This is a genomic window from Enterococcus sp. 7E2_DIV0204 (assembly GCF_002140855.1).
GTDB classification, from domain to species: domain Bacteria; phylum Bacillota; class Bacilli; order Lactobacillales; family Enterococcaceae; genus Enterococcus_L; species Enterococcus_L lemimoniae.
In genome coordinates this window covers 2,305,067-2,317,331 of record NZ_NGKY01000001.1, presented here as the reverse complement: position 1 = coordinate 2,317,331, position 12,265 = coordinate 2,305,067, and the positions used below count along the sequence as shown (strand labels likewise).

Here is a 12,265-nt window from a genome sequence, read left to right as displayed (position 1 = left end):
ACCATTTTTTGTGAGTAGATACAACACTTTTCACCTATTTTTTATCGATTGAAAGCATCAATTAATTTTCTTCCTTCATATAACGATATATAATTCGTCCATTTAATCCAGCTTCCCCGACAAAAGACATTCGATCTGGTAAATTTTTCCAAACTTCTCTAAAGGCTGTAAAGTCTTGCGGTTCTATCACTAATTCAGAAATAGTGCCTTCTTTTAAGGCATTGATTTGTTCTTCAAATGGATTTTCATACATTGATCGATCACAGCTTTCACTTTTATTTTTATCCTCTAGGTATTGTATGACAAAAAAAGATAATTGTCTAAATTATACTTATTCATTATATAAATAAACTTAGACAACTTTAGAAAAATATAATAATTTTTATTTAAGTAAATTAAACGTCTCACTCACTTTGTTTGACTGTGCTATTTATCGACTCAATTTAGAGTTCAATTGCTTGATTCTTACTAAAAAGATGCTATAATAATTTCAAAGGTCAAAAATGGTCAGCGAACTATTTGACCTTTTCTAGAGGACTTTGATACAAAATCAGTCTTATTTTGAAAGGACGTGTTTTATCCTATGATTTGTCAAAATTGTCAACAAAATCCAGCAACGATCCACTTATATGCAAATGTTAATGGTCAAAGAAAACAACTGGACTATTGCCAAAGTTGCTATCAAAAATTAAAAGCACAAGCAAATGATACTCAACCAACAATGTCTCAACAAGATCCATTTGGTTTTGGAAGCTTAGATGATTTATACCGCTCTTTATCACGTCAAATGCAAGAACAACAAGGAAACCCTAATGGTCAAACTCCGCCGACCCAATTTGGCGATGGTAACGGCTTTAACGGTGGTCAGCCCCCTAGAGGTGGTGCTGGACAATCGAATGGCTTACTAGGTGAATACGGCATCAATATCACACAAGCCGCTAGAAATGGTGATGTTGATCCAGTTGTCGGTCGTGATGAAGAAATCAAACGTGTGATTGAGATCTTAAATCGACGTACGAAAAATAACCCTGTCTTGATTGGCGAACCTGGTGTTGGTAAGACAGCAGTCGTTGAAGGATTAGCACAAAAAATTGTGGATGGTGATGTTCCGCAAAAACTATTAGACAAAGAAGTCATTCGTTTAGATGTTGTTTCATTAGTTCAAGGAACAGGTATTCGCGGTCAATTTGAAGAACGTATGCAAAAATTGATCGAAGAAATCAAGCAAGCAGAAAACATCATTTTATTCATTGATGAAGTACATGAAATCGTTGGCGCTGGTGCTGCTGGTGACGGCAATATGGATGCTGGAAATATTTTAAAACCAGCACTCGCTCGTGGTGAGTTGCAAATGGTTGGTGCAACGACATTAAATGAATATCGTATCATCGAAAAAGATGCTGCTTTAGAACGTCGGATGCAACCAGTCCGTGTAGATGAACCAACTGTCGACGAAACGATTGCTATTCTTAAAGGGTTGCAAAAACGCTATGAAGATTATCATCATGTAAAATACACTGATGAAGCAATCAAAGCCGCTGCAACTTTATCCAATCGTTATATCCAAGATCGTTTCTTGCCTGACAAAGCAATTGATCTTTTAGATGAATCTGGCTCTAAAATGAACTTGACGATCCAAATTGTCGATCCTAAAACGATTGAAATGAAACTTGCAGATGCTGAGCAACAAAAACAACAAGCCTCTGCTGAAGAAGATTTCGAAAAAGCGGCCTATTACCGTGATCAAATCAATAAGCTGCAAGCAATGAAAGAAAAACAAATCAGCGATGAAGAAACGCCAGTAATTGGTGAGAAAAATATCGAGGCCATCGTTGAACAAAAAACAGGCATTCCTGTCGGTGATTTAAAAGAAAAAGAACAAACACAGTTGAAAAATCTAGCGGTCGACCTAAAAGCTCATGTCGTTGGGCAAGACGATGCAGTTGATAAAGTATCCAAAGCTATTCGCCGAAATCGCGTTGGCTTAGGAAAACAAAATCGTCCGATTGGTTCTTTCCTATTTGTAGGACCAACTGGTGTTGGTAAAACAGAATTAGCCAAACAATTAGCATACGAACTATTTGGTTCGGAAGATTCTATGATCCGTTTTGACATGAGTGAATACATGGAAAAACATAGTGTCTCTAAATTAATCGGTTCACCTCCAGGTTATGTTGGTTATGACGAAGCTGGACAATTAACAGAAAAAGTTCGCCGTAATCCATACAGTTTGATTTTACTTGATGAAATTGAAAAAGCTCATCCAGATGTATTGCACATGTTCTTGCAAATTCTTGATGATGGACGTTTGACGGATGCTCAAGGTAGAACTGTTAGTTTTAAAGATACAATCATTATTATGACAAGTAATGCTGGTACAGGTAATGTAGAGGCCAATGTCGGCTTCGGTGCTGCTCGTGAGGGGCTTACAAAATCTGTTTTAGGGCAGTTGAATAATTTCTTCACACCAGAATTCTTGAATCGTTTTGACGGTATCATTGAATTCAAAGCCTTAAGTAAAGAAAACTTGATGAATATTGTTAGCTTGATGTTAGATGAAGTCAACGGTTTACTTGCTCATCAAAAAATCCAGATTGAAGTTCCAACGGATGTCAAAGAAAAATTAGTCGATCTAGGCTATGATCCTTCGATGGGTGCTCGTCCATTGCGTCGAACCATTCAAGAACAAATCGAAGATGGCATTGCTGAATACTTCTTAGACCATCCAGAAGAACATCAATTAGTTGCTAAGCTAGATGACGATGGAAAAATCATTGTTACAGGAGAAATTACGATAGATCCTAGTGATACCAGCGAAGCAACTCTAGAAAAAGAATAAAAAGTGAAGTCAATCAGGCAAACTGATTGACTTTTTTGTGTTTTTTGAGACAAATTTCTTTTTATTTCGGTTAAAAAAATTTATAATAAGAGTGAGTGAAATTTATATCAAATTTTAAGAAAGATTATTCCAACTCTATTAAATCTGTGAATACTCTGTTTTTTATTATTATCATAAAAAATAATTACTTAAATTGAGGTGAAAAAAATGAAATTAGTCAATGTAACCAACAGCTACAAACAGTTAGTCAATAAACAACTAGAAAATACCGATGCATACTTTGTTAAAGTTTATTCAGCGGGTAACACGACCGTCGTTTATACAGAAGCTGCTCAACATGCTGAAATATTGATCGTAAATAAAAAACGTGCCGTTCGTAAAACAGAAATCAATGAAATTCTGACTTACGTTTTAAAACGGATACCAAAAGAAAAATATGACCGTAATCAAATTTCGATCATTGAACTAAAAGATGTTATTGAAATTTCGATTCCGATGACTTCTAACCTTGTTGAAAGTTAGATAAATTCAATACAAAAGAGCGAAATAAAACGGACTATCGTTTTATTTCGCTCTTCTTATTTCTTTTAATTAAACACTTCTGTCCTCTTTTTACTCCTTACTGTAACTTACCTCACCGATTTCAGCATCTGTTGAATTTTTAAATAGATACCAGCATAGTCCTGAAACTAATAACACTGACACTGCAACGATCATCACCTGAAAAAACACATTCGTCGTAGTCGTTTTAAACAAGAAACCAATTATGATTTGACCAACTGGAACTGCACATTGTGAAACAGCCATAATCGTGGCCATTATTTTACCAATATTTTCTTTTGGTGTTATTCTTTGAACCATGGAAATCAAGTAAATAGAAATAAGGCTCATCATCATTCCAATTGGAATTCCAGTTATGATAAATACTGCAAAGCCGATCATATTTCCCATAGGATTTCCTGCAAACATTAAACCAACGTTCATTAAAATCAATAATAGACCAGATAGCGTAAACATTTTATAAAGATTATTTATTCGTAATTTCTTTGTGAAAACCCCAGTAAAAATCGCTCCAAGAATTGTTGATAAACTAATTACTGATAACCCAATCCCATAAACTGTATCACTTGCTTGTAAAACAACTCTTAATACAATGGGAACCCCTACAATAAAAAAGGCCGATAACGTAAAGTTGATAAGTGCCGCAATCAAAATAGAATTGAAAATAATTCGATTATTACGAACTTCTCTAAAACCATCCTTTAAATCACCTGTTAATGTACTTAAAACACCAGACTCCATTGGTCGCTTTTCAAAAGGAATCCGTAAAAAAGTTTCTATAATTGCTGCTAGAATAAAAAATACAGCACTTCCTACAATCAATTTTTGAGCACCTAATATACTATATAAAATACCGCCAATAATAGGGGCAACTACATTTGACATGGATAAAACAGCATTAACCAACCCATTTATTTGCTCCAATTGGTCCTTTTTTACTAATAGAGGGATACTAGCAGTTACTACGGGTGTATCAAAACTACCAACAATTGATAGTAAAAATAACAGCAAACCAATCATGACGATTGAATCAGTCAAGCCTAAAATAAAAAATAATATTACAGCTAACACTGCATTCGTAATATCCATTAAAACCATTAACAAACGACGATCAAATCGATCTGCGATCGCTCCACCAATCGGAGCAAACAAGACTGGAATACTGGAAATGGCAAGAATCGTCGCAAATATATCCGCCCTTCCTGTTTTATCCAATACATAAAGCGATAAAGCAAATCGTAAAATCGCTCCGCCGAAAACTGATATAACCTGTCCCAATACCAAATACAAAATATTTTTATTCACTTTCCCCATCATTTTTTCTCCCTATCTACCTTATTTATCAAGCTAAAATACCTTGATACCTAAGTTTACCATTCTGACTTTATACAACACTCAGGCTAAAGTCTTGTATTCACTAAGACTATCGCCCTATCTTAGACTGGAATTAAATTTAATATAGAGACACAAAAACGTTTAAGGAATAACCTCATGAGGTTATTCCTTAAACGTTTTATATTCCAGTAAAAGATAAGAATAGTCGCAACTTTTTCGTAATAAGCTGAAATTACGGTAAACACTTTTTTTCGGTCTCTACTTTAAAATATATCTTTTATAATACGTATACAGCTCTTTGATAGAATCACTCATCAAAATATCTTTTGCTGACTCCACTTGTTCTATCGTCCAATCAAACCATCTCAGTTCTAAAAGTAATTTAATTTCCTCATCTGAAAATCTCTGTTTGATCACTCTCGCTGGATTACCGCCGACAATCGTATATGGCGGAACATCTTTAACAACCATAGAACCAGCTGCAATCACGGCACCTTCACCAATTGTAACACCTGGCATGATCATCGCATTCATCCCGATCCACGCATCACTTTTAATTACTGTGTCCCCTTTTGGTTCATAAGATTTCTCTACATGGCTAGCAAAAGGATATACAGTGATCCAGTCTGGATGATGATTGTGATTACCACCCATTAAAATCGTAGCCCCTGCTGCAATACATACATAATTTCCAATAATCAATTTATCTAAATGCCAGCCCATCTCTTTGATAGGATCGAAAGCTGCTCTTGTCAATGGATCTCCCCATAAATAACGAACACAACCATTCTCGAACTCTTGACTGCCATAATAGCCAGAGTAATAAGAACATTTGCCTACTTCAATCAAAGGATTTGTCACCAAATCCTTTAAGAACATTGTGTCTGACCACTTTTCAAAATTGTGATTATTTGTCATTTTTTCTTCCTCGCTTCTAAGTTTGATTTTTCTTTTGACTTAGAAGCTTACTACCACTGAAACATTTTTTAATTGTCTTAAACGACGACTCATATTTATCACTCCAATAATGAAATTGATTATATGGTTATGTCTCTTTAATGTCAAATACTAAAAAGAACGTTCCCATCAATTTAACATTGATAAGAACGTTCACTAATATTCGCTTACATCAAACTCTTCAATTCAACGTCTGGATACTTATCTGCAAACCAACGCATCGCAAACTGATTTTCAAATAAGAATAACGGTTGATCAAAACGGTCACGAGCTAAGATGTTTCGGCTAGAACTCATGCGTTCATCTAAATCAGCTGGATCGATCCAACGAGCGATTTTTGAACCCATCGGTGTCATGATTACTTCTGCATTATATTCATTCAGCATACGATGTTGGAACACTTCAAATTGTAATTGTCCAACTGCTCCGATGATATATTCTTCAGTTAAATAAGTTTTGTACAATTGGATCGCACCTTCTTGAACCAATTGGTAAATGCCTTTGTGGAATGATTTTTGTTTCATCACATTTTTGGCACTGACTTTCATAAATAGTTCTGGTGTAAATGATGGTAGTTCTTCATACTGAACTTTTAATTTTCCTTCGTACAATGTATCACCGATTTGGTAATTACCGGTATCATAAATTCCAATAATATCTCCAGCTACGGCTTCCTCAACATTTTCTCTGGCATCAGCCATAAATTGTGTTACATTACTTAACTTGATTTTCTTACCTGTTCTACCAAGAATAACGTCCATGCCCCGCTCAAATGTGCCTGAACAAATCCGGACAAAAGCAATACGATCTCGGTGAGCAGGATTCATGTTGGCCTGGATCTTAAACACAAAGCCAGAAAATTCTTCTTCATAAGGGCTAACTTCTTGTCCCTCTTCTGTTTTATGACCATATGGTGAAGGAGCAAACTGTAAGAATGTTTCCAACATTGTTTGTACCCCAAAATTGGTTAAGGCAGAACCAAAGAAGACTGGTGTTTGATCCCCACGTGCGATTTTCTCCGTATCAAATTCATCGCCTGCTTCAACTAATAGCTCAACTTCTTCCAATACTTGTCTATAAACACTGTCTTGGTGTAATGGCAAATCACTTGGAATATCACCATCCACTAATGGAATAAAGCGTTCACCATTATTATTTTCAGGTCGATAAACTTCTACACGTTTGTTGTAGATATCATATAACCCATGCAGCCCTTTTCCCATACCGATTGGCCAATTCATTGGGTAAGATTCAATATCTAACAATTCTTCTAATTCTTCAAGTAACTCTAACGGTTCACGACCATCTCTATCTAATTTATTGATAAATGTAAAAATCGGAATTCCTCGTTTTTTAACAACTTGGAATAATTTCTTTGTTTGTGCCTCGATCCCTTTGGCGCTATCGATTACCATGACGGCACTATCGACAGCCATCAAAGTTCGGTACGTATCTTCTGAAAAATCTTCGTGTCCAGGTGTATCTAAAATATTGACACGTTTTCCATCATAATCAAATTGCATAACAGAACTTGTTACAGAAATTCCTCTTTGTTTTTCAATTTCCATCCAGTCGGATTTTGCAAAATTCCCTGTTTTCTTCCCTTTAACCGTTCCAGCTTGACGGATCGCTCCTCCAAAAAGTAAAAGCTGTTCTGTGATCGTTGTTTTACCAGCATCCGGATGGGAAATAATCGCAAAGGTACGGCGGCTATCTACTTGTTCTTTTAAATGTGGATTATTCATTTGTTGCTCCAATCTATTATTATTTTCTAAGAAAAAAGTCATTATTTATTTAAAGGATCTCTACATCGGAAAATTCTCCCTACTCTTTATTATTCAACTAGTGTAGTATATCATGGAATTACCGTAGTTTTCAAAGTCTTTAGCTAAGTTTCAAAAAAAAAATCGAAGAGACCAAAACAAAACTCAACGAATTTTGTCTTGATCTCTATTAATTGGGGAAGAAATTGATCTTAATAATAATTTTGCTAAAAAGCTAGCATTGCTTCATAAGAATTGCTTTACACTTAACTAAATTAAGTATAAAGTTAGCTATTCAAATGTGCAAATGTCTAAAATTTCAGACTAACTCAGTTATTTTCAGCTTATTATCGTTATTTATTAAAACCAAATAGCTTATATTTCAACATATTTATCATTAAAAGCGTTATTATATTATTTCTTTTTTTACGAATTATTCAAATTAGGTCCATACCTTTTACTTTATTGACAAATTTATTTTAAGGAGGAAAAAATGTTAGCAGCAATGATGTTGGAAGATACTGCTAAACGAAAACTGACACTTTTTAAATTGTTGGCTACTTTTTCTAATCAGCAGTATAGTATTAACTTTTTTGAAAAAAGACTTGATTATTCTTATAGCCGTGTAGTTTATCTGCTGGAATTAATTCAACAAGACCTATCTAAGATTACTGGCGAAGAGGTGAAGATTCTTCAAGTAGATGGTGTTCGTTATAATCAAAAGATTAAATATGATAACTACTATCAATACTTGATTACTCAAAGTATTCCTTATCAGTTACTAATTTCTATCCTTTTTTATCCCAATGACAATCTTACTAAATTTTGTCAAAAACATTATCAGAGTAGAACTACTGTTGTTCGAAAATCCAAACTATTAAGTGATTATTTTAAACAATTCAACATTAAACTGAACACTTCTAAACTATCTCTTTATGGTGATGAACGTATCATTAGAATTACATTATACACACTGATTTGGCTGGCATCTCAAGGAACAAATTTACCTAAAATAGATAATAATCCCATTGATTATATAGAAATAACCAAAGTGATCAGTCCTTATTTTCCAGATAGCTTTAGTTACTCGGCGGACAAACAAATCACATTGATCTTAGATATTATTTATCTACGAGTCAAATCTGGTCACCTAGTGACAGAAAAAACGACGATTGCTCCTTACATTCCAACGAGCCCAGCTTATGCAAAAATTTTCTTTGGTGATTTGATCAAAGAGACAAACATCTTGGAAGCAGAAGCCCAATATGCTGCTTATTTATTGATTGCTACACCAAATTTTTTTAGAAATAATGATCATCGTCTAACCTTATTGTCTGATTATTTAAAAAATCAAACAAATTCTGCTACTAAATTGCTAGAAGAATTTTGTGCTGTATTTAAGGAGGAATTTATGCCCAGTGACTTTTCATGGGAAGATGCTCCTATCCTATTTGGAAATATAGCAAATATTATTTTTTCGACCACAATCAGCGAAAAACCATTTCCAACATTGTTTCACCTGATCAATCATTCTTCATACTCCAAAAATGAATATTATTATCAGTTATTGACCCATTTTAAAGCTTTATTTCATAAGATTACGAAAAGAAAGAACTTTGGTTGGCTTAAAGAGAATATTGAACAACTATCAGATACGTTAGCCGCTTTACTAGTTCCTCTTTATGAATCTTACCGAGTCAATAAGATTGTCCGTATTGCGTTGATTGCAGAATCTAATTATCTACTTATTCAGCCTTTAACACAGTTTATAGAGGAATTACCTTTTGTGCAATTAGTCGCTTATAGTCATGGGAAGTTTTCTTCGTTTGACTTTGTTGTGGCTACTTCCTCCTATTTAATACCAGAAGAATGTCGTGTACCTGCTTTTGTCTTTCGCTTTTCAGCCGATAATGACGAACAATACATCGGTCTTTATCAAGCAATTAAAGCAGTCCATAATCAAAAAGGTATTGATCCAACGTACTAAAAAAGAAGGAGCAAAAATAGCTAGGCTATTTCTGTTCCTTCTCTTTTATTTTTATCTTCTTGGTTCGTCATCCTCTAATTCTTTACGGAAAAAACGACGATTTTCTTCTGGTTCTTCATCAACAACATCTTCATCATGGAAGACAACTTTTAACGCTAAAACTCTCGTTCCTTCCATTTCTTCAGATGTTAAAGTAAGGTTGCCAACATCAAATGAAAGCTTCTCTCCTTCATCTGGAATCGTCCCTAAGGCTGTGATCAGATAACCAGCCATTGTATCCACATCACTCATGTGCAAGTCGGTTCCAAAGGCCTCATTGAACTCATCAATCAGCATTCTACCTTGAACTAAATACTCATGTTCATTGATTTTTGCATATAAGTTTTCGACTTCATCTGTCTCATCATCGATTTCTCCAACAATTTCTTCTAATAAATCTTCTAATGTTGCCAAACCAACAACGCCACCATATTCATCTAATAAAATAGCCATTTGGTTTTGGGTTCTTTTTAGTTCATATAATAAATCATCGATAAAAATCGTTTCTGGGACAAAAAGCGGTTCTTGGATAATATTTTTTAATTGAATATTGTCAAAACCAAATTTATGGGCTGCTTTTAATAAGTTTTTAGTATGAAGGACACCCACAATTTTATCTTTATCTTCGTTATAAACAGGAATTCTCGAATAATTCTCTGATAATACTGCATCAATATTTTTTTGAATATCATCTTCAATATCAATCATAAATGCATCTGTTCGTGGTACCATGACTTCACGGGCAACTTTAGTATCTAAAGAGAATACTCCTTGAAGCATTTCCAACTCATCATTATCTAAAACACCTTCTGATTCCAGCATATAGCGCATTTCATCACGGGTCATTTTTGAATCAGCATCGTCAAATTTCATTGGTGTAAGCTTTGAAAGTAAATCTGTTGAAGCTGACAATAACCATACGAATGGTTTAGCAACAACACCTATTACACGTACGAACCCTGATGTAGCTTGCGCTACTTCTTCTGATTTATTCATTGCAATTCGTTTTGGATACAACTCACCAAAAACGATCGATACATAGGTCAATAAAGCTAAAATAATAATATTCGCAATATTTTTTGCAGCAGCACCGCCACCAAGTACTGGTGCTAATTTTGCTGATAATGAGTCAGCTAACGAGGCCCCAGATAAAATATTGACTAACGTAATACCAACTTGGATTGTTGATAAAAAGCTTGTCGGGTCTTGTAAGACTTTCAGTAATTTCTTAGCCTTTGCATCGCCTTCTTCAGCTTTTTGTTCGACACGATTCTTATTTACAGAAACTACCGCGATTTCTGATGCTGCAAGAAAAGCGTTGATCAACGTTAAAACGACCAACAATAAAATTTGCGCGATAAGCGACTGACTCTCGGGGTCAGCATTATTCATAATGTTTTCTCTCCTTAAATGTCTGCGGGAATGACTAAACGAGCTAATTCAATAAAAATAGACGCCATGAACAGATTTTTGTTATCTTATTCGTACTATTTTTTTCAAAAATTTAGTTCGTATTTCAAACAAATCCCAAATCTAGAAAGGGTTGCTTTCTTTGTTTTAAAAAAACGTGACTACATGAGGTAGTCACGTTAAAATCCTATCACAAACACGAGCTGATTTCAATATTCAGCAACTATTTTTCCTTACTTTCTGGCGAATTTATTTCGTCAGGCAACTCAAGGATTGGTTGTTCGTCTAGTTTATTCTGATGAAACATTTGAAAAATATGGACAACGATTGTTTTACACACTGCGTAAAACGGTACTGCTAAGAATATCCCTAAAAGTCCAGCGATATTCCCAGCAACTAGTAAAATAAGAATAATTGTCAATGGATGGATTTGCAATGATTTACCGATTACGTTTGGATAGATAATATTCCCGTCGATTTGTTGGACGATCAATACAACCAAACAACATAGTAAGGCTTTAAAAGGTTCATCAAAAACGGTCACAAAAACCGCTGGAGCCAGTCCGATATATGGTCCTAAATAAGGAATCAAATTGGTTATACCAGCAATCACACCAAATAAAAATGCATATCGAACACCGATTAATGAGTAACCGATAACAGTAAAGGTGGCTACGAATAAACATTCAATTGCCTGACCACTAATATAACTTGATAATGTTTTATTTAATTTTCCTAACAACTCAACAATGTCATTCTGACGCTTTTTAGGTAAAAAACGTTTGATTCCTGGGACCATCCGATCCCCATCTTTTAACATATAAAACAGAATAAATGGCGCAGTAACAATAATGATTGTGGTCGATGCAACGGTTGATACAATCGAGCCTAAGCTACTAGACAATCCACTAATAAACTGTTGAATAATGTTACCATATGAAATATCTAACTGCTCAATATATTTCGTTAAATCAAAATCTTTAAAAATCGGTAACTCCGCCATTTGATACACCCATGCCTCCACGCTTTTAAAAACATCTGGCATATTAGAAGCTAAACTAGATAATTGGGAAATCAGGCTAGGAATCACACTAACTAAAAGCAATACAAGTGCTATGATCAATAGTAAAAATACGATCAAAATCGCAAAGATTCGTTTCATTTTGGTTTTCATCAATAAATTGACGATTGGATTTAAAATATAATACAAAAATCCGGCTACCAAAACTGGTGCGAATAAGGTTGAAAAAAATGTCCCTATCGGCGTAAAAATAAAATTGATCTTTGATGAAACAAAAATCAACGTGACGATGACTAATAACTCTGCCGACCAAAAAAATAACTTTGATTGTCTTAATTTTTCAAACAAAGAGG

Annotated in this window: 9 protein-coding genes; 3 read left to right on the top strand and 6 right to left on the bottom strand. The window is 34.5% G+C overall.

Going from position 1 to position 12,265, the window contains the following annotated elements; genetic code table 11:
- Nucleotides 1-61 precede the first annotated feature (61 nt).
- Nucleotides 62-253: a hypothetical protein gene (locus A5819_RS10830; protein WP_086278805.1), complete on the bottom strand. Its 192-nt coding sequence runs from the start codon at nt 251-253 to the stop codon at nt 62-64.
- A gap of 330 nt (nt 254-583) precedes the next feature.
- Between A5819_RS10830 and A5819_RS10825 the strand changes: the two genes are divergently transcribed.
- Both A5819_RS10825 and A5819_RS10820 read left to right on the top strand, forming a co-directional pair.
- Entirely contained in the window at nt 584-2,839 is a 2,256-nt protein-coding gene (locus tag A5819_RS10825) for an ATP-dependent Clp protease ATP-binding subunit (protein ID WP_176271411.1), read from the top strand.
- 207 nt (nt 2,840-3,046) lie between these two features.
- Nucleotides 3,047-3,361, top strand: coding sequence for a DUF1827 family protein (locus A5819_RS10820; RefSeq protein ID WP_086278803.1), 315 nt, complete (start codon nt 3,047-3,049; stop codon nt 3,359-3,361).
- Nucleotides 3,362-3,451: 90 nt separating this feature from the next.
- Here A5819_RS10820 and A5819_RS10815 read toward each other — a convergent pair whose 3' ends face one another.
- The 3 genes from A5819_RS10815 to A5819_RS10805 form a co-directional block, all read right to left on the bottom strand.
- A complete protein-coding gene (locus tag A5819_RS10815; protein WP_086278802.1) occupies nt 3,452-4,717 on the bottom strand; it encodes an MFS transporter in 1,266 nt (421 codons plus the stop codon).
- Nucleotides 4,718-4,993: 276 nt separating this feature from the next.
- Entirely contained in the window at nt 4,994-5,653 is a 660-nt protein-coding gene (locus tag A5819_RS10810; RefSeq protein ID WP_086278801.1) for a CatB-related O-acetyltransferase, read from the bottom strand.
- A gap of 206 nt (nt 5,654-5,859) precedes the next feature.
- Nucleotides 5,860-7,437, bottom strand: a complete 1,578-nt coding sequence (locus A5819_RS10805; protein ID WP_086279675.1) for a peptide chain release factor 3 — start codon at nt 7,435-7,437, stop codon at nt 5,860-5,862.
- A gap of 511 nt (nt 7,438-7,948) precedes the next feature.
- Between A5819_RS10805 and A5819_RS10800 the strand changes: the two genes are divergently transcribed.
- Entirely contained in the window at nt 7,949-9,442 is a 1,494-nt protein-coding gene (locus A5819_RS10800; protein ID WP_086278800.1) for a helix-turn-helix domain-containing protein, read from the top strand.
- A gap of 51 nt (nt 9,443-9,493) precedes the next feature.
- On the opposite strand, the gene A5819_RS10795 is transcribed toward A5819_RS10800, so the two are convergent.
- The gene (locus A5819_RS10795) at nt 9,494-10,873 is read right to left on the bottom strand and encodes a hemolysin family protein (protein ID WP_086278799.1); all 1,380 of its coding nucleotides are present in this window, start codon (nt 10,871-10,873) and stop codon (nt 9,494-9,496) included.
- 241 nt (nt 10,874-11,114) lie between these two features.
- Nucleotides 11,115-12,260: an AI-2E family transporter gene (locus tag A5819_RS10790; protein ID WP_086278798.1), complete on the bottom strand. Its 1,146-nt coding sequence runs from the start codon at nt 12,258-12,260 to the stop codon at nt 11,115-11,117.
- Between the last annotated feature and the right edge of the window lie 5 nt (nt 12,261-12,265).

Bases quoted from the DNA above. Each gene is read 5' to 3' on its own strand.
- A5819_RS10830 (WP_086278805.1), bottom strand. From the start codon at position 253: ATGTATGAAAATCCATTTGAAGAACAAATCAATGCCTTAAAAGAAGGC.
- A5819_RS10825 (WP_176271411.1), top strand. From the start codon at position 584: ATGATTTGTCAAAATTGTCAACAAAATCCAGCAACGATCCACTTATAT.
- A5819_RS10820 (WP_086278803.1), top strand. From the start codon at position 3,047: ATGAAATTAGTCAATGTAACCAACAGCTACAAACAGTTAGTCAATAAA.
- A5819_RS10815 (WP_086278802.1), bottom strand. From the start codon at position 4,717: ATGATGGGGAAAGTGAATAAAAATATTTTGTATTTGGTATTGGGACAG.
- A5819_RS10810 (WP_086278801.1), bottom strand. From the start codon at position 5,653: ATGACAAATAATCACAATTTTGAAAAGTGGTCAGACACAATGTTCTTA.
- A5819_RS10805 (WP_086279675.1), bottom strand. From the start codon at position 7,437: ATGAATAATCCACATTTAAAAGAACAAGTAGATAGCCGCCGTACCTTT.
- A5819_RS10800 (WP_086278800.1), top strand. From the start codon at position 7,949: ATGTTAGCAGCAATGATGTTGGAAGATACTGCTAAACGAAAACTGACA.
- A5819_RS10795 (WP_086278799.1), bottom strand. From the start codon at position 10,873: ATGAATAATGCTGACCCCGAGAGTCAGTCGCTTATCGCGCAAATTTTA.